The sequence below is a fragment of the Streptococcus didelphis DSM 15616 genome (assembly GCF_000380005.1).
Taxonomy (GTDB): Bacteria; Bacillota; Bacilli; order Lactobacillales; family Streptococcaceae; genus Streptococcus; species Streptococcus didelphis.
Genome location: NZ_KB904188.1, coordinates 739,087 through 765,137, shown reverse-complemented (window position 1 = coordinate 765,137; position 26,051 = coordinate 739,087). Strand labels below are relative to the sequence as shown.

The window sequence follows — 26,051 nt, the reverse complement described above, 5'->3', positions numbered from 1 at the left end:
TATTATAGGTATATAAGTGAAACGCTTACAAAAAAAGAAAACCAAATTTAAGGGGGATTTCTCTGATGGAGAAAATGATTGTTCAAAGGGAAGAGGTTGTACAATATAATAGAGCTAAGACGTGGCAGCTTGTTATGTTTGCGTTAAATAATGCATCTACTAATATATACCTATTTACCTTTATGTTTGTAACCTATTTTTCAACAGGTGTTTTAGGACTTGCAGCTATTTTTGTTAGTCAGATTATGGGCTATATCCGTATTTTTGATGGCTTTATTGATCCAGCAATTGGAGTTTTAATTGATAAGACTGAAACAAAGTTTGGTAAATATCGTCCAATTCTTGTTTTAGGTAATCTTATTACAGCCTTTTCATTGATATCCCTCCTTGGATTACGTGAAGTCAGTACTAATATTCGTTTTCCGCTCTTCATTCTGGTCTTAGTTGTTCATAAAATTGGTTATTCAATGCAACAAACCATTACTAAGGCAGGTCAAACAGCGCTAACAAATGATCCTAAACAACGTCCAATCTTTAATATTGTTGATGCTGTTATGACAACTTCATTAATGACTGGTGGTCAATTTGTGGTTTCAGGATTCTTGGTTCCAAAGTATGGTAACTTTACACCAGAGTTCTTCAATGTCTTGATTTATGGTACGATTATTATTTCAGCAATTTTAGCTGTAGTTGCCATCATAGGTATTTGGTCTAAAGATAATAAAGAGTTCTTTGGTCTTGGGGAAAATACGCAAAAAACTAAGCTCAAAGATTACTGGAAAGTTATTAAGGGAAATAAACCTCTTCAAGTCCTATCAATTGCAGCAGCTTTAGTTAAATTTGCTGTTCAATTCTTTGGTGATTCAGTTGTCATGGTTATCTTGTTTGGTATCTTATTTGGTAACTATGCTTTGTCTGGACAGTTTTCATTATTATTTATTGTCCCTGGTGTATTAATTAATATTATCTTCTCAACTATTGCTCGTAAAAGAGGTCTCAGATTTTCTTACGTTAAAGCCATTCAACTTGGTTTAATTGGTTTGCTTGCTTATGGGGCTGTCCTTTACATGGGGAATCCAGGAGATTTAAGTTTAAGTAAGATTAATCTTTATACTATCTTATTTATTCTTACTAATATTGTGGCAAGATATGCTGCTCAAGCTCCAGTAAGTTTAGTATTGACTATGGGCGCTGATATTTCTGACTATGAAACTTCAGAGTCAGGTCGCTATGTTTCTGGTATGATTGGAACTATCTTCTCATTAACAGATTCAATTGCCTCATCATTTGCTCCAATGGTTGTTGGCTTTGTCTTGGCCGGTATTGGTTTTTCTAAAGCTTACCCAACTATTGAGACTCCTTTAACGCCAGAATTAAAAATGGCCGTAATGATGCTCTTGGTAGGTATCCCATTTATAGCCTTGCTAGTCGCTTTATTCTTAATGAAATTCTATAAACTTGATAAAGAAGAAATGATTCGTATTCAAGAAAAAATTCAAGTAATGAAAGCAGCCAAAAGTAAAGAAAGAGCAAAAGATATTGCAAAGAACGTTCCTTTAACTGATATGGATTATGTTGATGTGACAAAATATCCTATCAATAAAGATTAGAATTGTAACTGAGCTGCTCGTAAGGAGCAGCTTTTTTCTCAATTATGTTATAGTATAAAAAAGGAGTTTGCTTATGAAAAAAGTAGTTTCTCTGGGAGAAGTCTTGCTTCGGTTAAGCCCACCACAGTACCAAACTTTAACACAGGCTACTAGCTTAGAATGTCAATTTGGTGGCTCAGAATTAAATGTTTTAGCCTCCTTGGTTCAGCTAGGCCACCAAGCCTCCCTTGTTACAGCCTTGCCTGGCAATGATCTTGGTAAAATGACCAAGTCCTTTCTGTATGCTAAAAAGATTGGTTTAGAGCATCTTATTCAAAAAGGAGAGCGATTAGGGCTCTATTATTATCAAAAAGGTTACTCACTAAGAGCTAGTCGTGTCATTTATGATCGTAAACATTCTGCCTTCTGGGAAACTGTCAAGGAAGATTATGCCATTGAAACTATTTTTCAGGGAGCAGATTGGTTCCATGTTTCAGGAATTACTCCCTTATTAACAGAAAATCTTTATGATATTACGATTTTACTAATGAAAAAAGCCAAAAGTATAGGGATTACGGTTTCTTTTGACTTAAATTTTAGAGAGAGTCTGGGCTATTCTTTTGAAGAAGCTAGACATCTCTTAAGTCCTTTTGTGGCCTTGGCAGATGTTTGTATTGGTATTGAACCTATTGCCTTGCCTACTGATGATCAAAACAGTGATTTAAAAGATCAATTGGGTTTAACCAGACCTTATGAAAATAAAGAGGTCTTAGAAAAAGTTGTGTCTCAAATTGCTAAAGATTACCATATCTCATCCCTTGCTTTCACTCAAAGAGAAATGGGACATATGAACGAATATCTTTTGAAGGCTTACTTATATCAAGATGGTCATTTATTTGAAACTGAAAAATCAGGGATACAGGTTTTAGATCGGGTAGGAACTGGAGACGCTTTTACAGCTGGGCTTATCCATGGTTTACTTGAGAAAGAAAGTGCCCAAACAGTTTTAAATATTGCTATGACAGCATTTAAATTTAAACACACCATTGAAGGCGACATTAATACTATGAGTCGACAAGATCTAGAGCAATTACTAGCAAGCAAGACCCATGAAATAAAAAGATAAAAATAAAGATAAAATGAGGTAATGAGATGTTATATCCTATATTTAGTAAAACACGAAGTATGTATGATTTAAGCGGTGTCTGGAATTTCAAACTGGGGGAACATGATCCTGGAAAGAAATTGTCTTCTGGCGAGGTAATGGTTGTACCAACTTCCTTTAATGATGTAGTTGTGGATAAAGATAAGCGTAATTATATTGGTGATTTTTGGTATGAACGTTTTCTTGATATCCCCCAAATTAATCAGGATCAAGAGTTAGTCTTACGATTTGGCTCAGTAACCCATGCTGCTAAAGTCTATGTCAATGGACAATTTTTAGGTCAACATCAGGGTGGTTTTACGCCTTTTGAAATTGTTATTCCTGAACATTTACATCAAGATGGACAGTTACAGTTAGCTGTTTATGCTAATAATGTGCTGGACTATACAACACTACCAGTGGGTAATTATAGTGAAGAAGTCCTTGAAGATGGCGGTATTAAAAAGCAAGTTAAAGAAAATTTTGACTTCTTTAACTATGCTGGTATTCATCGTCCAGTGAAATTAGTGGTTAGACCTAAAATTCATATTTCGGATATCATTATTACAAGCCACTTATCGGAAGATTTAAAAAAAGCAGAGGTAAGGGTTTCTGTAGAAACATCAGCTCCAGTTGATAAGGTTGAAGTTCTTATTTATGATCAAGAAAAAAATAAACTTGGTCATATTGAGAATGGCAAATTAGAAATTGAAAATGTTTGCCTGTGGGAAGTCCTAGATGCTTATCTTTATACTGCAAGGGTTTCTTTATTTAAAGATGGTAACTTAATTGATACCTATGATGAAGAGTTTGGTATACGTAGCGTTAGAGTAGATAATGGTCAATTTTTTATTAATGAAAAACCTTTCTATTTTAAAGGTTTTGGAAAGCATGAAGACACCTATATTAACGGTCGCGGTTTAAATGAAGCAGCTAACTTAATGGATTTGAACCTCTTGAAGGAAATTGGAGCCAATTCTTTTAGAACCTCTCATTATCCCTATTCTGAAGAAATGATGAGACTAGCTGATAGATTAGGAATTGTGGTCATTGATGAAATTCCTGCTGTTGGTCTTTTCCAAAATTTCACTGCTGCACTAGATATCAGTGATAAGGATCATGGAACTTGGAAACTAATGAAGACCAAGGATGCCCACGAACAAGCTATTCAAGAGTTGGTCAAACGAGATAAAAACCATGCTTGTGTTATCATGTGGGTGGTTGCTAATGAACCTGCTAGCCATGAAGAAGGAGCTCATGAGTATTTTGAGCCTTTAGTTCAACTTTATAAGGATTTAGATCCTCAAAAGAGACCTGTGACCCTAGTTAACATTTTAATGGCTACACCAGACAAAGATAAGGTTATGGATCTAGTAGATGTTATTTGCTTAAATCGTTACTATGGTTGGTATCTTGAACATGGTGATCTTGATAAGGCAAAAATTGGCTTGAAAAAAGAACTTTTAGACTGGCAAGCCCTTTATCCGGATAAGCCAATTCTTATTACTGAGTATGGGGCTGATACTCTTCCTGGTCTCCATTCAATGTGGGAAATCCCTTATACTGAGGAGTTCCAATGTGATTTCTACGATATGTCTCATGATGTTTTTGACACTATTCCTAATTTGGTTGGAGAACAGGTCTGGAATTTTGCTGATTTTGAAACCAATTTAATGATTTTGCGTGTTCAGGGTAACCATAAAGGTCTCTTTTCAAGAAACCGTCAACCAAAACAAGTTGTTAAAACATTTAAAAAACGTTGGACATCTATTCCTAATTACCATAATAAAAAAAATAGTGTAAAATAGAATAAGTGAATAAAAAGAGGTATAAAGATGTCCAGACCCTTAGTTGAAAAAACAACCGAACGATTATTAAAACTTATCTTAAAGAGAAATTATGAAGTAGGTGCCAAGCTTCCAAATGAATATGAGCTAGCCCAAGATTTAGAAGTTGGACGTAGTACTATTAGAGAAGCCGTCAGAAGTTTGGCGACACGAAACATTTTAGAAGTAAGACAGGGATCAGGAACCTATATTAGTTCTAAAAAAGGAGTCTCAGAAGATCCTTTAGGTTTTTCCTTGATAAAAGATACAGATAGGTTGGCTTCTGATCTCTTTGAACTAAGACTCTTGTTAGAGCCTAGAATTGCTGAGCTGGCAGCACAAAGGATAACTGATGAGGAAGCTGAGGCTCTAGAAAAAATTGTTATTGAGATTGAAGAAGCTGTAAAAGCTAGTGATCCCAAACACCTTCTCTTGGATGTGAAATTTCATTCTATGCTAGCAAATTATAGCGGAAACATAGCTATGGATAGTCTTATTCCAGTGATTAATCAGTCCATACATCTTATCAATGCCAAGTATAGTAATCATCAGATGAAATCAGATAGCTTACAGGCGCACAGAGATATTTTAAATGCTATCAAAGATCGAAACCCTGTAGCAGCACATGATGCCATGTTACTACATACCATGACAGTTAGAAATTCAGCCTTAAAAAATCATGAATAGTTAAAAATAGTAATGAAAGTTACTATTTTTTCATGCCTTATTCTTGACAAATCATCTGATGATTTGTATAATGTATTTAAGATAACGGTTTCATACCAAGGAGGTTCATATGTTAAATCGCTTAAAAGAGAACTTTTTCTTCGCAGTTATTCGAGGAAAATCAGCTGAAGATGCCATTGAGATTACAAAACATGCCATTCTAGGCGGGATTCGCAATATTGAAATTACCTATACGACACCAAATGCATCAGATGTTATTAAAAAGTTATCTGATGATTTTAAAGAAAATCAAGAAGTCATCATTGGAGCAGGAACAGTTATGTCTCTTGAACTAGCTAAAGAAGCCATTCAAGCAGGTGCTAGTTTTCTAGTTAGTCCTCACTTTGATAAGGAAATTGCTGACCTTGCTAATCAAGAGCAAGTTTATTACTTCCCAGGATGTGCAACAGCTACAGAAGTGGTAACAGCAATGAAGAGTTCTTGTCCTATTATTAAATTATTCCCAGGTGGTATTCTTGGTCCTGGATTTATCAAAGACATTCATGGTCCAATTCCAGAAGTTGATTTAATGCCATCAGGTGGTGTTTCAATTGATAACGTGGCTGACTGGAAAAAAGCCGGTGCTGTAGCTGTAGGTGTTGGTTCAGCCCTATCAAGTAAGGTTGAAGTAGAAGGCTATGATAGTGTCACAGAGATTGCCAAAGCATTTGTTAAAGCTGTGCAATAAAGAAAGTAGAGGTTTGGAAATGGCATTTAATAATCAGAATTTTATGTTAAAAAATGAGCCTGCTAAGCTACTTTATCAACAAATCAAGGATCAGCCAATCTTTGATTACCATTGTCATCTAGATCCTAAAGAAATTTTCCAAGATAAGGTCTATGACAATATTGTTGATTTGTGGCTAGGAGGAGACCATTACAAATGGCGTCTTATGCGTGCAAATGGTATTCCAGAAGAAGAAATCACAGGCTCCGCTTCAAAATTAGATAAATTTAAGGCTTTTGCTAAGACTCTTGAAAGATCTTTTGGGAATCCTGTTTATCATTGGTCAGCCTTAGAACTTAAAAATGTCTTTGGTATTGAAGAAGTCTTAACTCAAAAAAATGCGGAAGAGATTTATAATCAATTAAATCAATTTTTAAAAGACAATAAGGTTAGTCCCCGTAAACTAATTGCCGACAGCAAAGTAACCTTTATAGGGACTACAGACCATCCTTTAGATGATTTAGAATGGCATAAGGCTCTAAAAGAAGACAAAGATTTTAGAACAACTGTTGCCCCAACCTTTAGACCAGATGAAGCCTTTGTTGAACATGTAGGCTTTAGCCAATTTGTAGCTAATCTGTCTGAAAAGACCAAGATTGAGATCAAGGACTTTGCGTCTTTTGTGGATGCAATGGAAAAGAGGGTTGCATACTTTGCAGAGAATGGCTGTCAGGCAAGTGATATTAGTTTTACTGAAATTGTTTATGAAGAAGTTGAAACAAGCGAACTAGATAGCCTTTTTGCAAAAGTTTTAGCTGGTCACCAGGCTAGTTCATTAGAAATTAAACAATGGCAAACAGCAGTCTTTGCAGAACTTTGTCGTTTATATAAAGAGTATAGTTTTGTTACCCAAGTCCATTTTGGAGCTCTTCGTAATAATCATTCTGGTCTTTATAAAAAATTAGGTGCCGATGTAGGGGTTGATTCCCTAGGAGACCAAACCCAGTTAACTAAAAATATGAATCTTTTACTAGATAATCTGGTGCAAAAGGACAGCTTACCTAAGATGATCTGGTATAACCTAAACCCAAGCTATAATATCGCTGTGGCAAATACCCTAGCAAACTTCCAAGCAAATCAAGATGGGATTAAGTCTTACCTTCAATTTGGAGCTGGTTGGTGGTTTGCTGATACTAAACTAGGGATGATTAGTCAGATGGATGCTTTAGCAGAGCAAGGTATTTTGGCAAATTTTGTAGGGATGTTAACAGATTCCAGAAGCTTTTTATCCTATCAACGTCATGACTACTTCAGACGAATCCTTGCTTCTTATTTAGGACAATGGATTGAAGAAGGAGAAGTTCCTGAAGACTATGAAGCACTTGGCCAAATGGCTAAAGATATCGCCTACAACAATGCGCAAGCTTATTTCAAAAAATAATAAAAAGAGGTAGACACACATGGAAATGTCATTTAGATGGTACGGGGAAGATGATCCTGTTACTTTAGAAAATATTCGTCAAATTCCGACAATGAAAGGGATTGTAACAGCAATCTACGATGTACCAGTGGGAGAAGTCTGGTCTCGCGAAAGAATTCAAGAATTAAAAGCACAGGTGGAAAATGCTGGCTTAAAAATTTCAGTTATCGAATCGGTTCCAGTTCATGAAGATATTAAATTGGGGCGTCCGACACGTGACAGATTAATAGATAACTATATTCAAACAATTAAAAACCTTGCTGCTGAAGGAATTGATACTATTTGTTATAACTTTATGCCTGTCTTTGATTGGACACGTACAGATTTAGCATATGAATATCCTGATGGTTCTAATGCTCTGATTTTTGATGAAGAAGTTTCTAAAAAAATGGACCCTGTCAATGGTGAATTATCCCTACCAGGTTGGGACTCAAGTTATACTAAAGATGAAATGAAAGCCATCATGGATGCTTATGCTGAAGTTGATGAAGAAAAATTGTGGGAACATCTTGAATACTTTATTAAACGTATTATTCCAGAAGCAGAAGCAGTTGGTGTTAAAATGGCTATTCACCCAGATGATCCTCCATACTCAATATTTGGTCTCCCACGTATTATTACTGGACTTGATTCAGTGGAACGTTTTGTTAAACTTTATGATAGTAAGAGCAATGGGATTACACTTTGTGTGGGCTCATATGCTTCAGACCCTAAAAATGATGTATTAGCTATTTCTCGTCGTGCTTTTGAACTTGATCGTGTTAATTTTGTGCATGCTCGTAATATTAAGCTAGAAGAAGGTAAATCCTTTAAGGAATCAGCCCATCCATCAGAATATGGTTCTATTGATATGTATGAAGTAGTTAAAATGTGCCATGAATTTAATTTCCAAGGAGCCATTCGTCCTGACCATGGTCGTATGATTTGGGGAGAAACTGGACGCCCAGGTTATGGTCTGTATGATCGTGCCTTAGGAGCAACGTATCTATCTGGCTTATATGAAGCCGTTCAAAAAAATAACCGAAAATAATTTCAAATGATTATAAGGACTTACCTATTTTACTGGTAAGATTGCGATAAGTTCTCATTAAATGCAAGTCCCTTGATAAGGGAGTAAATGGAGGAAAAGAAGATGTCAAAAGTAATTGATTTTAAAGATAAAGTCGTTATTGTAACTGGTGCTGGTGGTGTGTTATGTGGCTATATGGCAAAAGAATTTGCCAAAGCTGGCGCTAAAGTTGCCTTATTAGATTTAAATCAAGAAGCAGCCCAAAAATTTGCAGATGAAATTGTTGAAGCTGGTGGAATAGCTAAAGCTTATAAGGCTAATGTTCTATCAAAAGAAAATCTAGAAGAAGTTCGTCAAGAACTCCTTAAAGACTTGGGAGCACCAGATATTCTTGTTAATGGAGCTGGTGGTAATAGTCCAAAGGCAACTACAGATAATGAGTTCCACGAATTAAATCTCCCAGAAGAAACTAAGACCTTCTTTGACCTAGATGAAGCTGGCATTAGTTTTGTCTTTAATTTAAATTACTTGGGAACTCTCCTACCTACTCAAGTATTTGCCCAAGACATGATTGGACGTGAAGGTGCAAATATTATTAATATTTCTTCAATGAATGCTTTCACACCACTTACAAAAATTCCTGCCTACTCAGGAGCTAAAGCAGCCATTTCTAATTTTACCCAGTGGTTAGCAGTTCATTTCTCAAAAATTGGTATTCGTTGCAATGCTATTGCACCAGGATTTTTAGTTACAAATCAAAATCGTGGTCTCTTATTTAATGAGAATGGTGAACCAACTGCGCGTGCAGAAAAAATTCTTAATAATACACCAATGGGACGCTTTGGCGAAGCTGAAGAATTAATTGGAGGGCTCTTCTTCCTAGCTGATGAAAAATCAGCAAGCTTTGTAAATGGTGTTGTTTTACCAATTGATGGAGGCTTTGCAGCTTACTCAGGTGTTTAATAATCAAAGGATCAAAACATTTGTTTTGGTTCTTTTTTATTTATTCGTAAGAGAGAATAATTAATTTATGAAATGATCATTTTTATGGAATGATTACTTAACTATTAAAGGTAAAACAGAAAAAGTTAAAAAAACTAAAAATAATATTGTTTTTAAAAATTCTAAATGTTATAATGTGAATGCTTATATCCTACTAATTATTAGGGAATATAAAGTGGGGCTTGTTTTTAGCAAGTAGGGAAAAGAGAGAAAATGATGAAAAAATGGATGACATTTATGGGGCTCCTTTTAATGGGTTTCTTTTTTAGTTTGGCTGTGTTGACTCAAACAGTATTTGCTGCCGATGCAGGAGTAAGCTATCAAGGTTTTAAGATTAATAAATTAGATAGCTCTGGTGCATCAGTACCCTTTATTTATGTAAAACCAAATAATGGTGAACAAGATGAACTTGTATACTGTTTTAACCTTAGTTATGAATATCCTCCTACACAAGGTGGAACAGATCCTAATCCTCAATATAAAAAGGAAGAAGGAACTGCTGATAAGATGACTAGTATAGCAGTTAATGAAAGGTTATCAAATGAAGACTTAAGGACTGCTATCCTAAAAGTCATTTACTATGGTCATCCTAATGATAAGGATGGAATTATGAAACAGTTTTCTTTATCAGAAGTTCAATTTCATGATGTGACTCAAAAAGCTATCTGGCATTTTACGGATAAAGGCGATGGAAATGGTCTTCAAAATGATGCTAAAGCTGCTTATGATTATCTAATTGATGTTAATTCAAAAACATTACCAGATAATATAAAATTAAATCTTTTCACAACTAGTGATAAACATAATGAAAAGCAGTACCAAAATTTATTATCAGCTACTATTTTAAATAGTGATGGTTCAAAACATGACATTAAAACAAGTATTTTTGCTAAAAAAGTTTGGCAAGGGACTCAAGCAAATGAACCTAAGCCAAATGTAAACCTTGAATTGCAGAAAAAAGTAAATGGTAGCTGGACTAAGGTTGAAGTAAAAACGGTGGCAACTGCAAGTGATTCAAATGAATCTACAGTTCAATGGGATAATCTAGATGGAATTAATAGTGATTATAGAGTAGTAGAAACTGATGTTCCAGCTGGTTATAGACAAATTCCAAATGATAAATTAACAATAGGTAATCAAGAGGATCCATTTGTGATTATCAACGAAAAAATTACAAGTAAAATCTTAACTAAGATTACTGCTAATAAGACTTGGGTGAATGCCCCAGCTGCTAAACCAGATGTCTACTTTGCTATTTTTAAAACTGTAGATGGTGTAAAAACAAGAGTTACTGCTGCTGATGCGCAAATTCCAGCTGAATATCAAAGTCAATTTGAAAATATAAAAAAATTAGATTTAACTAAAAATAATCTTAGCTGGGAAGGCTTGCAGTTGCCAAAAACGGCAAGTGTATCCTACTCTGTTGAAGAAGTCGATAAAGATGGCAATCCTTGGTCTAATAAAGACTATCTAGCACCAACTAGTCAAGTGGTAGAAGGTTCAGATAAGATGGCTGTAACCATTACCAATACCTACCAAAAACTTGAAACAGCTACCATTACAGCTAAGAAGCTTTGGTCAGGTTTTGACGGAAAAAACACACAAGTAACCTTCCGTCTTGTTTCAGACAATAACCAAGATTTAAGTATGCAAAAAGATCAAACCATTACAGCTGAAGAAGTTGCTAGCTGGACTGTCGATAAAAGTCAATTAGAACATTACAGTGTGGTTGAACTTGATGCAAGAGGACAAGCTTACAAAGATGGTGACACAATTAACCTTGCAAACACAGCTTTTAAAGTTGCAATTACCTCTAATGATTCCACCCAAGGTAAAGATTTTACCATCACAAATACTGCACAAAAGCTAACTAAGGATATTTCCTTTAGTAAGGTTGCCCATTTAAATGGTGAAGAACTAGTCGGAGCAGATATTAGTATCTTAAAAGCTTCAGACCAGACAGTGGTTGATCATTGGACTTCTACGACTTCTGCTCATCAAAGTCAACTCTTAGAAGGTTCTTATATTTTCCGAGAAAATGCTGCGCCTGCAGGCTATCAAGTCGTTACAGACATAGGCTTTACAGTTAATGCTGATGGCACGATTACCGTCACAAATGTGAACGGTAATGAGCTTGCAGTTGTTGATGGAAAACAATTAAAAGTCCTTGATAAATTACAAGTAGTGGCTGCGCCTAAGCATGATATTTTAATCAGTAAGACAGACCTTGGTGGACAAGAATTAGCAGGAGCAAGCATTCTTATTACTAAAGCTGATGGCAGCAAGCTTTATAGCTGGACATCGACTAATCAAGGACAGCAGATAGCATTAGAAGCTGGAACCTATATTTTCCATGAAGAGGCTGCACCAAAGGGTTATTTAAAAGTCACAGATATTACTTTTGTGGTTGATGACAATGGTCACCTAACTGTCACTAAGGATACTAATAGTGTTCAAGCTAAAGCAAGTAAGAACCACTTAAGTGTTGTGGATGAAGCTGATACTATTACTGAACATGGCCCAGACCTTTCAACTGATCAACCTTCTACAGGTGGACAAGTTGGGGGAAGTAGTGATTTGATTGAATATGAAGAAGACAGTCAGCCAGGAATGTCTGGTACAAATCCGGGTACTGTAGAAATCATTGAACATGGAAATGTCGTTGATTCTACTAGCGACAGCCAGACTGGCATGTCGGGTCACAATGAAGGCATACAAACCACAGAAGAAGACTCTCCTAAGCAAGCTGATGCTCCTAAAGAGAAAGCTGAAGAAGTTGAGAAAACTCAAAAGCCAGATGCTAAAAAATCTGACGCTAAACAGAAGGAAAAGGCTCAAAATCAACTTCCTAAAAGTGGTGAGAGAAGTTCTTATGTAGCTATTTTGGGCATTATGCTGATAGCTAGTCTGACAACTTATCTTATCAAAAAGCAGTTTTAATAGTTTTCTTGCATTTTTAAAATGATTAGGCCTAACAAATCTTGTTAGGCTTTTTTAGGTCTAGAAATTATAATTAGTCAGATGATTTTTCTTTGAAATGAGGCCTGTTTTTAATTTGACAGCGTTTTCTACTTATGATACAATTAATTCATCAGATGATTTATCAGACTTTGGAGGATAAAATGACAAGTAAAAAACAAGAATTTGTGTTCTGTGTGGATTCAGATGGCTGCGCAATGGATACAATGACATACAAACATCAACTTTTTTTTGGACCAATTGCAGCAGATATCTTTGAGGTTGCAGAGAGACAGGCATTTTTAAAAGAGTGGGATAAGGTTAATCTCTTCTCACGTACTAGGGGTGTTAACCGTTTTGTAGGACTGGTAATGGGATTAGAATTTGCAGGTCTTGCTAATATTGATCATTTAAAAAACTGGGTGAATACAACAACATCACTTTCTAATGCTTCCTTAGAGGCAGAAATTGAAAAAAATCCTAGTCAAGACTTACAAAAAGCCTTGGATTGGTCTAATGAAGTGAATAAACAAATCAAGAACTATCAAGGAGATGCACTAGCTTTTCCAGGGGCTCTGGGTGGTTTAGAAACCTTGCATAAACTGGGCAAGGTATTTGTTGTTAGCTCTGCCAATAAAGAAGCTGTTGAAGAAGAATGGCAGGATCAAGGTTTAATGCGTCATGTGGATGATTTATATTGCCAAGATAAGGGTAAAAAAGAAGATGTCATAGCTGCTTTAATTAAAGAAGGTTTTGATAAAGACAAGTTAATGATGGTTGGTGATTCACCAGGAGACTTAGCAGCAGCTCAGGAAAATGGGGTTGCCTTTTATCCAATATTAGTGGGTCATGAAGCGGATTCATGGGAAGAACTTGCCCAAAAGATAAGTCAGGACTTTATTCAAGGAAAATTTACTAAGAAAGAGCAAGAAAGCCTTGTGGAAGGTTTCTGGCATAATTTAGATAACTAACATAATAAGAAAGGAAGTAAGAAGTAAGATGACACACTTAGTTGATTTAAGAAAAACCCCCTTTAATCTAGATCAAGAAGCCATTGATTGGATTGAAACAACAATTAGTGAGATGACTCTTGAAGAAAAAATAGGACAATTATTTTTCAATATGGGGGCTAGCCGTTCAGAAGACTATCTAACAGAAGTTTTAGAAAATTACCATATTGCGGCAGTCCGCTATAATAAAGGTCCAGCAAGTGAGATTTACGATCAGAATTTTATCTTACAAACAAAATCAAAGCTTCCTATGCTAATTGCGGCCAATACTGAAGCTGGTGGTGATGGCGCTGTAACTGATGGTACTAAAGTAGGTGATGAAATCAAGGTAGCTGCTACCAATGATCCTAAATATGCCTATGAAATGGGACGCATTGCAGGTATTGAAGCGTCAGCTGTTGGCTGTAATGCTTCCTTTGCCCCTATTGTAGATTTAACACGTAATTGGAGAAATCCCATTATTGCTAATCGGAACTGGGGCTCTAATGTTGACCAAATTATTACTCTTTCAAAAGAGTATATGAGAGGCATTATGGATTATAATATTATGCCCTTTGCCAAACATTTCCCAGGTGATGGCATTGATGAGCGTGACCATCATTTATCCTATGCTTCTAATCCAATGACCAAAGCAGAGTGGATGTCTACCTTTGGCCGTATTTACGGGGAATTAGCTGAAGCTGGCTTACCTGGAATTATGGCAGGCCATATTCATCTACCAAATGTAGAAAAAGAAATGCATCCAGAGCGTGAATTAGATGAGATGCTTCCAGCATCACTTAATAAAACCTTGCTAGATGAACTATTGCGTGGTGAATTAGGTTATAATGGCGCAATTGTTACTGATGCTTCCCATATGGTTGCCATGACAGCATCTATGCCTCGTCATATTTTATTACCAACAGCTATCGAGGCTGGCTGTGACTTATTCTTGTTCTTTAATGATCCTGACGAAGATCTACAATGGATGAAAGAAGGATATGAAAATGGTATTCTTTCAGACCAGCGTTTACATGATGCTTTACGTCGTACCTTGGGATTGAAGGCAAAATTAGGACTGCACCATTATGAAGGGCGCCGTGAAGAATTATTTATGCTAAAAGAAGAAGCTATGGCTTTAATTAATACAGCTGAGGCAAAGTCTATTGTAGACCAAGTAGCTGATAAGGCTATTACCCTAGTAAAAGATAAGCAAAAAAATATTTTCCCAGTAACTCCGAAACGCTATCAACGTGTGCTTATTGTTAATGTAGAAGGTCATAAGGGTGGCTTTGGGGCAATGATTGCAGGCAATAAAATGCGAGCTTCTGATTATCTGAAAGAACTCTTGCAAGCACGTGGCCATGAGGTTACAGTTTGGGAGTCAACAGAAGAGCGGATTATGAAATTGCCAGAAGATCAACGTCCTGCTGCCTTAGCTAATGTCTATGCTCAAAAACAGCCTATTGCTAACTTAACTGACAAGTATGATTTGATTATTAATCTGGTTGATGTCAATTCAGGCGGTACAGTGCAACGAATTGTTTGGCCAGCAGCCAAAGGAACGCCAGATCAACCTTTCTATGTCCATGAAGTCCCTACAATCGTTGTATCAGTTCAACATGCTTTTGCCTTAGCTGATATGCCACAGGTAGGAACCTATATTAATGCCTATGATGGTCTACCAAATACCATGGAAGCATTGGTCAGAAAACTGGCAGGAGAATCTGAATTTACAGGCGTATCACCGGTGGATGCTTACTGTGGACTTATTGACACACATTTATGGCGTGAATTTTAAAGGATAAACTAAAAATAAGCCATTTGCTAACTTAGAAAGAGGTGGAAAGTGCCTAAACAAGTTGATTTAAAGAAAAAACCATATTATCTAAAAGATACCCAACTAAAATGGGTTGAAGAAACCTTGTCTTCTTTGACAGATGAAGAAAAAATAGGACAGCTCTTTGTTAATTTATTTTTCTTTGGAGAAGATGCTTTTTCTGGAAATAATCTTACTAATAAAGAAATACTAGAAAAATACCATATTGGTGGGGCTCGCTACATGAATGGTAGTAAAGAACAAGTACAGGGCCTTCTAAATGATTTGCAAGAAAATGCTAAGATTCCCTTACTGATTGCTGCTAATTGTGATTCTGGTGGTGATGGAGCGGTAAAAGGTGGAACCTATATTGCCTCAGGAGCTCAGTCAGAAGCAAGTCGTGATAGCTGGGTGCCTTACCATGCTGGCTTGGTTTCAGCTAGAGAAGCAAGTGCTATGGGAGTTAATGTCAATTTTGACCCATGTGTGGATATTCTAGAAAACTGGCGTAACACCATTGTCAATACACGCGCCTATGGAACAAATGCCGAAGATGTCATTACCTATACTAATGCTTACTTGGATGGGCTAACTTCAGAAAGAAATATTATTCAATGTATTAAGCATTTTCCAGGGGATGGTACAGAAGAACGTGACCAACATTTGGTCTTAGGTGTCAATGAAAGCCAGCCGGAAGAATGGGACAAGACTTTTGGAAAAGTTTATCGTAACCACATTGATCGTGGGGTAGAAATGATTATGGCTGGTCATATTGCTCTGCCATTCTATCAAAAAAAATTAAATCCAGACTTGGAAGATAAGGATATTCTACCAGCTACTCTAGCACCAGAATTAATTAATGGTTTATTAAAGAGCCATTTAGATTTTAATGGTCTAGTCATTACAGATGCCTCTCATATGTTAGGTATGACTTCTGCCATGAGACGGGAAGACTATGTCCCCCAAGCTATTGCAGCAGGTTGTGACATGTTCTTATTCTTTAATAATATGGAAGAAGACTTCCATTTCATGTTAGAGGGGTATCATAAAGGCATTATTAGTCAAGAGCGGCTTGATGATGCCGTGCGTCGTATCTTGGGATTGAAAGCTAAACTAAATCTTCACATCAAAAAATCAAGTGGTACACTTCTTAAATCTCCTGAAGAACTTGAAATTATTGGTTGCAAAGAACATTTACAATGGCAAAAAGAGGCCGCAAAAAGAAGCATGACCTTACTTAAGGATACACAGGCTAATTTGCCAATAAGTCCCAAGACCCATAGACGCATTCGACTTTACTATTTAGAAGGTGAAGTGGGTGGCTTAAATACTGCTAATGATAAGGTAGTTGAAAATCTTAAAAAAGCCTTAGAAAAACGAGGTTATCAAGTCGATATTAACGATGGAACAACCCGTGTCAAAGGTTCAACAGTAGCCTATCGAGAAAATGTGGATTTAGCCTTGACGGTTGCCAATGTTGTAGGTTATGGTGCCCAAAATAATTATCGCATTCAATGGAAAACAGCCATGTCAAACGAAGTTCCATGGTATGTTCATGAAGTACCAACAGTTTTTGTTTCCTTAAACTATACTACCCATCTTCATGATGCAACCATGGTTAAAACAGCTATTAATGCTTACCATCATAACGATAACACTATCGAAGTATTACTAGACTGTTTAGAAGGAAAAGAAAGATTCAATGGTCAACCAAATGACTTAGTCTGGGCCAATAAATGGCAGGCTAAATTATAAACATTATTAAAAAGCCTTAGGAAAAGGATAGAGACTTGAAGATTAGATTGTATATCTAGTATTTGAGATTCTAGAAAGCCCTTTTTCAAGGCTTTTTTTGGAAATAATACAGTTTCAGTGATTTTAGAAACTGTTATAGTAAATTAGGGAAAATTTTGTTATAATAAATTCAAATTAGACGTTAGAAAAGGTATCAAATGGACATTTGGACAAAAATTGCAGCTTGTTCTTATATTGAAACAGAGAGATTGATTTTAAGACCACCTAGCTTCAAAGATGCGCCTTCTTTTTTTGATATTTCGGGAAATCCAGAGCAAGTTGATTTTATATTTCCAAGTTTAATGACTAAAGCTGAAAGTGATTATCTCCTAACTCATGCCTTTTTAAAGAATCCCTTGGGAAAATGGGCAATTCAAGTCAAATCAGATCAGAAAATGATAGGCATTATCAGCTTTGATAAAATGGATAGCAAGCTTTTAAGTGGTGAATTAGGTTATTTTTTAAATAAGACCTTTCGAGAAAAGGGCTATATGACAGAAGCCCTTAAAACGATTCTTTACTTTTCTTTCCGAGAATTTCAGATGAAACACATCACAATTATTACACATGCTGAAAATAGAGCTAGTCAAAGAGTAGCTGAAAAATCTGGCTTTTCTTTCATAAGAGAGTTTAAAGGTAGTGATCGTTACACCCATAAAATGAGGCGATACAAAGAATATCAAATAAATATAGGTGATTATAATGAGTAAACATCAAGAAATTTTAGACTACTTAGAAAATCTAGCAATTGGAAAAAGAGTAAGTGTTAGAAGTATCTCAAACCATTTAAATGTCAGTGATGGGACTGCTTATCGAGCAATTAAAGAAGCTGAAAATAGAGGAATTGTTGAAACCAAACCTCGCAGTGGTACAGTTCGAGTGGAAAGAAAAAGTCGTGTCCGTATTGATAAATTAACCTATACAGAGATTGCTAGAATTAGTGATTCAGAAGTTGTGGCAGGAAAAGCCGGTCTAGGACGTGAATTTAGTAAATTTTCCATCGGGGCAATGACTGAGGAGAATATTCTTCGTTATTTGGTTAAGGGTGGCTTATTAATAGTAGGTGATCGTGAAGAAATTCAACTCCTAGCCTTGGAAAAACACAATGCTATTTTGGTGACAGGTGGTTTTCCCATATCTAATAAAGTCATAAAGACTGCTAATGATCTTGGTATTCCTGTGATGATTACCCAGTATGATACCTTTACTGTAGCTACTATGATTAATCACGCCCTTTTAAATTTTAGAATTAAAACTGATTTAAAAACAGTAGAGAAGGTCTTAATACCTATTGATGATTATGGTTATCTTTTTGAGCACAATAGCATCGAAGATTTTAACCATCTCATCAAAAAATCCAAGGAAGTTAGGTTTCCAGTTGTGACAGCTGATAAACGAGTGATTGGTATTGTTAGTATGCGAGATGTTCTTAATAAAAGTAGGGATACTAAATTATCTCAAGTTATGACTAAAACACCAATTACAGCTAATCCTAATACTAGTCTTGCTAATATCAGTCAAAAAATGATATTTGAAGATCTGAATATGTTACCTGTCGTTGACCAAGAAGGGATTATATTAGGAGTTGTCACAAGAAGATTGGCCATGGAAAATCTTCAAAATAACCAAAAGGTCACTAAAAATACTTACAGTGAGCATATTTTATCAGAATTATATGAATATAATGATTACTATCAAATATTAGTAGAACCCAGCATGATAGATGCTACTGGAAACCTTGCACAAGGGGTTATCTCAGAAATCTTAAAAGAAATTACCTATAAAGTATTTAACAGAAAGTATCAAAAAAATATCATAATTGAACAAATGATGATATACTTTTTACATGCTGCACAAATTGATGATCAATTAAAAATTTATCCTAAAATCATCACAGAGACAAGACGAAGTGGTATCCTTGATTTTGAAATTTACGTAGAAAATCAAGTCATAGCAAAATCAATTATTACAAGCAAACTAAATTAAATAAAAAAGGAGATATGAATAAATGATTACATTAAAATCTGACCGAGAAATAGAAGCCATGGATAGGGCTGGGGATTTTTTAGCAGGAATCCATATTGGGCTACGTCAGATCATTAAACCTGGTGTTGATATGTGGGAAGTCGAAGAGTATGTTCGTAGACGTTGTAAAGAAGATAATGTCCTTCCTCTCCAAATTGGTGTTGATGGTCAAGTCATGGACTATCCTTATGCAACTTGTTGTGCCTTAAATGATGAGGTTGCCCATGCCTTTCCAAGACATTATATTCTTAAAGAAGGCGACTTGTTAAAGGTGGATATGGTTTTAAGTGAACCCTTAGACAAGTCAGTCCTAGATGTTTCCAAATTAGACTTTAACAAAATAGCAGAGATGAAAAAATACACAGAAAGCTATGCTGGTGGCTTGGCGGATTCTTGTTGGGCGTATGCTGTGGGAAAGGTTTCAGATCAAGTTACTGATTTGATGAATGTGACCAAAGAAGCGATGTATATTGGTATCGAAAAAGCCCAAGTTGGAAACCGCATTGGAGACATTGGCGCAGCTATTCAAGAATATGCAGAAAGTCGTGGTTATGGTGTCGTAAGAGACTTGGTAGGACATGGGGTAGGTCCAACCATGCATGAAGAACCTATGGTTCCAAACTATGGAATTGCAGGGCGAGGTTTACGCCTAAAAGAGGGAATGGTCTTAACCATTGAACCAATGCTCAACACTGGAACATGGGAAATTGATACAGATATAAAAACAGGATGGGCACATAAAACCCTTGATGGAGGCCTTTCTTGTCAGTATGAACATCAATTTGTCATTACAAAAAATGGGCCTGTTATTTTAACAAGCCAAGGAGAAGAAAGAACTTATTAGGATGGAAAAGAAGAGTTTTATTAGTAGATTAGTTGAAAAATGGCAATATGAACCTGTACAAGCCTTTATGAAACATCTTAATAGTGCAGAGATGGATCTGTCATCTGTTGCGGTTGCTTATTATTTAATGATCACTGTTTTTCCCTTAATCATCATTGCAGCCAATATTTTCCCTTATTTAAATATTGATATTTCAGACTTACTAACGCTAATGAAACAAAACTTGCCAGCTGATATTTACAGGCCAGCTTCAGCTGTAGTTGTCAATATCTTTTCTAAACCAGCTGGAGGAATTCTAGGAATGGCGACTGTTGCAGGACTTTGGACTATGTCTCGAAGTTTGACCTCCCTGCAAAAAGCCATCAATAAAGCTTATGGGGCTTCACAACATAGGGATTTTTTAGTCAGTCATATTGTTGGCCTGTTTATCAGTGTTTTTATCCTCTTTTTGTTAACATTTGTACTTTTATTCTCAACATTTTCAAAAGCAGCTATTCAGCTCTTGGACAAACACTATAACTTGAGTGATAATATTACTTCCTTGTTTTTACTCTTGATCCAACCAGCGACAGCTGTCATTATCTTTTTAGGGATTATGTTGCTTTATTTTATCCTGCCAAATGTTAAGATTCATAAAATCAGATATATCTTGCCAGGAACCTTTTTAACAGCCTTTGTCATGACTTTTATGAGTAATGTCATTGCTAATTATGTTATGCATAATGTAGAGCGCATGGTGGATATTAAGGCCTTTGGTTCTATTATGGTATTTATTTTAATGCTTTGGTTTATCTTCTTAGCCAGAATTCTTATTTTGGGAGCCGTTTGTAATGCAACCTACCAAGAAATAGATTTAGGAAAACTAGAAGGACGCAGGGGAGATGTAGCCTCTCTGATAAAAAAGACCTTAGGAAATAACCATTCAGAAAAAGAATAACTTTATCTTGCCGGATAAAGTTTTTTTGTATCTAGAACTTGCATATATCTTGTGATAAAATGATTAAGTTAACAAGGAGATACTATGCAGCTTAAAATAAATGCCCCTGCTTTAAAGGGAAGTCTTAAGGTCCCAGGTGATAAATCCATTAGCCATAGAGCTGTTATTTTTGGTGCAATGGCCCATGGCTTAACAGAAATAAGAGGAATCTTAAAGAGTCAAGACGTCAAAGCCACTATTGCAGCTTTTAGTCACATGGGAGTTGGAATTGTAGAAAAAGCAGATTGTCTTTTTATTTATGGTAAAGGCTATGAAGCTTTGCAGGCTCCTCATCAGGATTTGGATATGGGAAATTCAGGTACCTCTATGAGGTTAATTTCTGGTCTCTTAGCAGGTCAGAACTTCACAACTACCTTAAAAGGGGATGCTAGTTTATCTAGAAGACCTATGGACCGCATTGCTATTCCCTTAAAGCAAATGGGAGCTCTGATTGAAGGGCAAGGAGATAAGCAAGTTCCTCCCTTAACAATTAGAGGGACCAAAAAACTAAGGCCAGTTAGTTATCAGTTACCAGTAGCATCAGCTCAAGTTAAATCAGCCATTCTCTTAGCAGCTCTTCAAACAGAAGGTGAAACGCAGGTCATTGAAAAGGAACTGACCAGAAGTCATACAGAAGAGATGATTCAAGCCTTTGGAGGACACTTAGTCCAAAAAGGAAAAAATATCCTTATCAAGGGGCCACAGGAATTGCAAGGGCAAAAAGTTGAAATTCCAGGAGATATTTCAAGTGCTGCCTTTTGGATGGTAGCAGCCTCTATTGTAGCGGGTTCTCAAATAAAACTTGAAAATGTAGGGATTAATCCTAGTCGAACGGGTATTATTGACGTGCTTAAACAAATGGGAGGTAAGCTAACTATCGAATCCTTTGATGCTCAAAAAATGTCAGCTACTATAAAGGTTTCCTATGCAAAGCTAAAAGGAATTGAAATTGGGGGGGAGCTCATTCCTCGGCTAATAGATGAACTTCCTATTATTGCCTTACTTGCAACTCAAGCACAGGGACAGACAATTATTAGAGATGCTGCAGAATTAAGACTAAAAGAAACAGACCGAATAGCAGCTGTCACTAGTATTTTACAGGCTATGGGAGCCGACATTCAAGCGACTTCTGACGGTATGATTATTAAAGGAAAAAGTCAACTGCAAGCTTATAATGCAGATGCTCAGCTGGACCATAGAATAGCTATGATGACAGCTATTGCTGCCTTAGTAGTTAAAAAAGGACATATGGAGCTAAAAGGTCAAGCAGCTATTGAAACAAGTTATCCTAATTTTTTCAAGGATTTAGAAAGGTTATATCATGACTAAGCTATTACTGGGATTTATGGGAGCAGGAAAAACAACCATTGGAGCTCTTTTATCTGAAAATGTTCTTGATATGGATACTCTAATTGAAGAACGGATTCAGATGTCAATATCAGATTTTTTTGCTAAAGAAGGTGAAGAGGCCTTTAGAAAGATAGAGTCTAATCTCTTGGAAGAATTACTCCTAAGCCAAGAAGATAGGATTATTTCCACTGGTGGTGGTGTGGTTATTAGCGCAAAAAATAGAGAGCTTATTTGTCGTAATAAAAAAAATAATATTCTTTTTTCAGCCTCTTTTGAAGTTTTATATGAGAGGATCAAAAAAGATAAGGTCTGTCAGCGCCCACTTTTTTTAAACAATTCAAAAGCAGCTTTTCAAGCTATTTTTGATAAACGAATGGTACTCTATCAAGGCTTGGCAGATACTATTATTAATGTAGATAATAAAACACCTCAAGAGATTGCCGCTATTATTAACCGCAGGTAATGGGATAGGCAATTAGAACGCTTTTACTTCGACTGCTATTTTTATAGAAAAATTAAGATAATTTAAGACAAGTTTTTAAAGATAAGCTATAATAGAAATGTAAAGAATTATAAGAATAGATAGTATTAGAATACAAAAAGTTGGTTAAGTAGATGACAAGAGATAAAAAAGGTGGACTTAGCCACCATGAAGAGCTAAGGTATTTTTATTTATTGAGAAATCTTAGTTATCTAAGTGATAATGAAAAGATAGAGTATCGTTATCTTAAAGCAAAGATGGATGCCGTTACTTCTGATTATCAGGCTGGTTTTGAACAAGACCGGGATTATAAGAGCTCTAGCTATGGTTCAAATTATCAAGTCTATCAGCCCGGCTATTCAGAAAACCTCTATGAGGGCTCAAACCCTGATGACCTTCCCTTGTATCCCCAAGAAGAGCATCTTTCCAGAAAAGAAAGACGTTCAAGAAAAAAGAGACAGCAAGAATATGAACAGTCTCAAGATTTTTATGAAGAAGACTTTTATGATAAGAAGGCTAAGAAAGCTCCAAGGAAAAAAAGAGGTTTATCCTTTTATTTGAAAATAGTAGGCTTTTTACTCTTCTTGCTTTTAGTTGGTATCTTAATCATGTTCTTCAAGGGCTTTTTTGATGTTTCTCATAATGCTAAAAATTATAAGCCAGCTGTATCGGAAACCTTTAAGGGGCAGGATACTAAGGATGGAACCAATATCTTGGTTCTAGGTTCTGATAAACGGGTTACACAAGGCTCAAACGAAGCTAGGACAGACACTATTATGGTTGTGAATATGGGAAATAAGGATAAGAAAGTTAAGATGGTTAGTTTTATGAGAGACACTCTTGTCAATATTCCTGGCTATAGTGCTAATAATTCTAGCTATGACTTAAAGCTTAATGCTTCGTTTAACCTCGGAGAACAAGCCAATAATCAAGGAGCAGAGCTGGTTAGAAAGACGCTTAAACATAATTATGATATTGATATTAAATATTATGTTATGGTGGATTTTGAAACCTTCTCTGAAGCTATTGATACCCTCTTTCCAAATGGGGTAGAAATGGATGCTAAGTTTGCGACTATCGGTGGAGAGGCTGTTGATTCAGTTGAGGTACCCGATGACTTAAGGATGAAAGATGGTATAGTACCTGATCAGACTATCAAGGTTGGTAAGCAACGAATGGATGGTAGGACCTTATTGAATTATGCTAGATTCCGTAAAGATGATGAAGGTGATTATGGACGTACTGTCAGACAGCAACAGGTTATGAGTGCAGTTATGTCACAGATTAAGGACCCAAGCAAACTCTTTACAGGCTCAGCAGCTATAGGAAAAATTTATGCTCTGACATCCACAAATCTTTCCTTCCCATTTGTGGCACAAAAGGGTCTAACGACTCTAACAGCTGGTAAAGGTGTTGAACACATCACTATTCCTCAAAATGGGGACTGGATTGATGAGTATGATATGTATGGAGGTCAAGCCCTCTATGTTGATTTTGATAAATATCAGGAGAAATTAAGTAAATTAGGTCTTCGCTAAAATATGTTATAATGAAGAGTAACTGGAGTTGCTCTTCTTTTTTAGGGTAATATTTGGTTTAAGAAAAGGAAACATATATGTTAAAGAAAAATGATGTTGTTGAAGTAGACGTTTTAGATTTGAGTCATGATGGCTCAGGAGTAGTGAAGCACGAAGGCTTTGTTTTCTTTGTCGAAAATGCCCTACCTACTGAGAAAATCCTCATGCGTGTTTTAAAAATAAATAAAAAAATTGGCTTTGGTAAAGTAGAAGAATTTTTAGTAAAATCACCCTATCGTAATGAAAACCTTGATATGGATTATTTACGAACTGGAATTGCTGACTTTGGTCACTTAGATTATGCACAACAATTGCATTTTAAGACAAAGCAAGTTGCTGATAACCTATACAAAATAGCAGGCATATCAGATGTAGAAGTTTTTGACACTATTGGAATGGCAGAGCCCCTAGCTTATAGGAATAAGGCTCAAATACCTGTAAGACGTGTTGATGGAAAGTTAGAAACTGGCTTCTTCAGAAAGAATTCTCATGATTTGCTACCTATTTCGGACTACTATATTCAAGATAAAGAGATTGATAAGCTCATTAATTTTACAAGAGATTTATTGATTCAATTTGAGGTTAGTCCTTATAATGAAGAAGAAAAGACAGGTTTAATTAAAAATCTAGTTGTTCGTCGAGGCCATTATTCAGGACAAATGATGTTGATTTTTGTGACCACTCGTCCTAAGGTCTTTAGGGTTGATCAAATGATCCAAAAGATTACAGAGGCATTTCCAAAGGTAGTCTCCATTATGCAAAACATTAATGATCATAAAGGAAATACTATTTTTGGAGATGAATTCAGAATCCTTTATGGCAAAGACCATATTATGGATAGTATGCTTGGTAATGAGTATGAGATTTCTGCCCAATCCTTTTATCAAATTAATACAGAAATGGCTGAAAAGCTCTATCAAACGGCCATTGACTTTTCAGATTTATCAAAAAATGATATTGTAATTGATGCCTATGCAGGAATTGGAACAATTGGCCTTTCCTTTGCTAACAATGTAAAAAAAGTTTATGGAGTTGAAATTGTTGAAAAAGCTGTAAAAGATGCCGAGAGAAATGCCGGGAGAAATGGTATTAAAAATATCAGCTTTGTGACTGACTCAGCTGAAGCAGCTATGGAAAAATGGTCCAAAGAAGGAATTAAACCTGATGTAATCCTCGTAGATCCCCCTCGCAAAGGCCTAACAGAAACCTTTATAAAAGCTAGCGTCCAAATGAATCCCAAAAAAATTACCTATATTTCATGTAACCCAGCAAGCCTAGCACGTGATATAAAGCTTTACAAAGAATTAGGCTACAAACTCACCAAAGTACAACCAGTCGATCTATTCCCACAAACACATCATGTGGAGTGTGTAGTGTTGCTACAACGAAGCAAAGGGTAAAAATCCTTTATTTTAAGCACTTTTTCAAGCATTTCGTCTTTATTGAAGAGGCTGAATTTGATATAAAAAAGATCTTAAAAAATGAAATTGAAGTGAACGTCTGTATCGATGTCGACTGCGTAGACAAAAAATAGATACGTCGTAAAATATTTTAGTTAAGCGAGAACATGTTAATAAGTGTTCTCGCTTTTTTTATTTTCAGGAGGCATTCATGCAAAAGAATGAACAATCATCACGTCAAATCGTGATATGTCATCTCACAACTATTATGGGAATTGATAATGAGAAGGCCACACAACTAGTTGATGAAATGGAAGAGTCAGGGCTAATTCAATTTGATGAGTTAGAAAATGTTGGTTTATTGGTGTTGGAGGGACAATCATGAAACGTATTAC

Annotated in this window: 21 protein-coding genes; all 21 read left to right on the top strand. The window is 36.0% G+C overall.

Features of this window, described 5'->3' with window-relative positions:
- Positions 1-65: 65 nt before the first annotated feature.
- Entirely contained in the window at positions 66-1,610 is a 1,545-nt protein-coding gene (locus tag A3GU_RS0103795) for an MFS transporter (protein WP_018366219.1), read from the top strand.
- Positions 1,611-1,683: 73 nt separating this feature from the next.
- On the top strand, positions 1,684-2,715 hold the full coding sequence (locus tag A3GU_RS0103790; RefSeq protein WP_018366218.1) for a sugar kinase: 1,032 nt from the start codon (positions 1,684-1,686) through the stop codon (positions 2,713-2,715).
- A gap of 26 nt (positions 2,716-2,741) precedes the next feature.
- Positions 2,742-4,541 (top strand): beta-glucuronidase, encoded by a 1,800-nt coding sequence (gene uidA, locus A3GU_RS0103785; RefSeq protein ID WP_018366217.1) that lies wholly within the window; start codon positions 2,742-2,744, stop codon positions 4,539-4,541.
- A gap of 27 nt (positions 4,542-4,568) precedes the next feature.
- Complete coding sequence (locus A3GU_RS0103780) at positions 4,569-5,246, top strand: FadR/GntR family transcriptional regulator (protein WP_018366216.1); 678 nt, start codon at positions 4,569-4,571, stop codon at positions 5,244-5,246.
- A 109-nt stretch (positions 5,247-5,355) separates the two neighbouring features.
- Positions 5,356-5,973, top strand: a complete 618-nt coding sequence (locus tag A3GU_RS0103775; protein ID WP_018366215.1) for a bifunctional 2-keto-4-hydroxyglutarate aldolase/2-keto-3-deoxy-6-phosphogluconate aldolase — start codon at positions 5,356-5,358, stop codon at positions 5,971-5,973.
- 19 nt (positions 5,974-5,992) lie between these two features.
- Positions 5,993-7,393 carry a glucuronate isomerase gene (gene uxaC, locus A3GU_RS0103770; protein ID WP_018366214.1) on the top strand — a complete coding sequence of 467 codons (1,401 nt, stop codon included), beginning with the start codon at positions 5,993-5,995 and terminating at the stop codon, positions 7,391-7,393.
- Between the two features lie 19 nt (positions 7,394-7,412).
- Positions 7,413-8,462 carry a mannonate dehydratase gene (gene uxuA, locus A3GU_RS0103765; RefSeq protein WP_018366213.1) on the top strand — a complete coding sequence of 350 codons (1,050 nt, stop codon included), beginning with the start codon at positions 7,413-7,415 and terminating at the stop codon, positions 8,460-8,462.
- A 102-nt stretch (positions 8,463-8,564) separates the two neighbouring features.
- Positions 8,565-9,404 carry an SDR family oxidoreductase gene (locus tag A3GU_RS0103760; RefSeq protein ID WP_026216437.1) on the top strand — a complete coding sequence of 280 codons (840 nt, stop codon included), beginning with the start codon at positions 8,565-8,567 and terminating at the stop codon, positions 9,402-9,404.
- Positions 9,405-9,656: 252 nt separating this feature from the next.
- On the top strand, positions 9,657-12,383 hold the full coding sequence (locus tag A3GU_RS0103755; protein ID WP_018366211.1) for a SpaA isopeptide-forming pilin-related protein: 2,727 nt from the start codon (positions 9,657-9,659) through the stop codon (positions 12,381-12,383).
- A 182-nt stretch (positions 12,384-12,565) separates the two neighbouring features.
- On the top strand, positions 12,566-13,372 hold the full coding sequence (locus A3GU_RS0103750; protein ID WP_018366210.1) for an HAD family hydrolase: 807 nt from the start codon (positions 12,566-12,568) through the stop codon (positions 13,370-13,372).
- Between the two features lie 28 nt (positions 13,373-13,400).
- Positions 13,401-15,191, top strand: coding sequence for a glycoside hydrolase family 3 protein (locus A3GU_RS0103745; RefSeq protein WP_018366209.1), 1,791 nt, complete (start codon positions 13,401-13,403; stop codon positions 15,189-15,191).
- Positions 15,192-15,239: 48 nt separating this feature from the next.
- Positions 15,240-16,964 (top strand): glycoside hydrolase family 3 protein, encoded by a 1,725-nt coding sequence (locus A3GU_RS0103740; protein WP_018366208.1) that lies wholly within the window; start codon positions 15,240-15,242, stop codon positions 16,962-16,964.
- Between the two features lie 197 nt (positions 16,965-17,161).
- Positions 17,162-17,713 carry a GNAT family N-acetyltransferase gene (locus A3GU_RS0103735; protein ID WP_018366207.1) on the top strand — a complete coding sequence of 184 codons (552 nt, stop codon included), beginning with the start codon at positions 17,162-17,164 and terminating at the stop codon, positions 17,711-17,713.
- A complete protein-coding gene (spxR, locus tag A3GU_RS0103730) occupies positions 17,706-18,989 on the top strand; it encodes a CBS-HotDog domain-containing transcription factor SpxR (protein ID WP_018366206.1) in 1,284 nt (427 codons plus the stop codon). Before A3GU_RS0103735 ends, spxR begins: the two co-directional genes overlap by 8 nt.
- Before the next feature lie 22 nt (positions 18,990-19,011).
- Complete coding sequence (locus A3GU_RS0103725) at positions 19,012-19,872, top strand: methionyl aminopeptidase (protein ID WP_018366205.1); 861 nt, start codon at positions 19,012-19,014, stop codon at positions 19,870-19,872.
- 1 nt (position 19,873) lies between these two features.
- The gene (locus tag A3GU_RS0103720; protein WP_018366204.1) at positions 19,874-20,809 is read left to right on the top strand and encodes a YihY/virulence factor BrkB family protein; all 936 of its coding nucleotides are present in this window, start codon (positions 19,874-19,876) and stop codon (positions 20,807-20,809) included.
- 84 nt (positions 20,810-20,893) lie between these two features.
- Positions 20,894-22,177, top strand: coding sequence for a 3-phosphoshikimate 1-carboxyvinyltransferase (aroA, locus tag A3GU_RS0103715; RefSeq protein ID WP_018366203.1), 1,284 nt, complete (start codon positions 20,894-20,896; stop codon positions 22,175-22,177).
- Complete coding sequence (locus A3GU_RS0103710) at positions 22,170-22,661, top strand: shikimate kinase (RefSeq protein ID WP_018366202.1); 492 nt, start codon at positions 22,170-22,172, stop codon at positions 22,659-22,661. The genes aroA and A3GU_RS0103710 overlap by 8 nt, the downstream gene beginning before the upstream one ends.
- Positions 22,662-22,813: 152 nt before the next feature.
- Positions 22,814-24,217 (top strand): LCP family protein, encoded by a 1,404-nt coding sequence (locus A3GU_RS0103705; RefSeq protein ID WP_018366201.1) that lies wholly within the window; start codon positions 22,814-22,816, stop codon positions 24,215-24,217.
- A gap of 77 nt (positions 24,218-24,294) precedes the next feature.
- Positions 24,295-25,656 (top strand): 23S rRNA (uracil(1939)-C(5))-methyltransferase RlmD, encoded by a 1,362-nt coding sequence (rlmD, locus tag A3GU_RS0103700; RefSeq protein ID WP_018366200.1) that lies wholly within the window; start codon positions 24,295-24,297, stop codon positions 25,654-25,656.
- 211 nt (positions 25,657-25,867) lie between these two features.
- The gene (locus A3GU_RS10195; protein WP_018366199.1) at positions 25,868-26,041 is read left to right on the top strand and encodes a hypothetical protein; all 174 of its coding nucleotides are present in this window, start codon (positions 25,868-25,870) and stop codon (positions 26,039-26,041) included.
- The last annotated feature ends 10 nt before the right edge of the window (positions 26,042-26,051 follow it).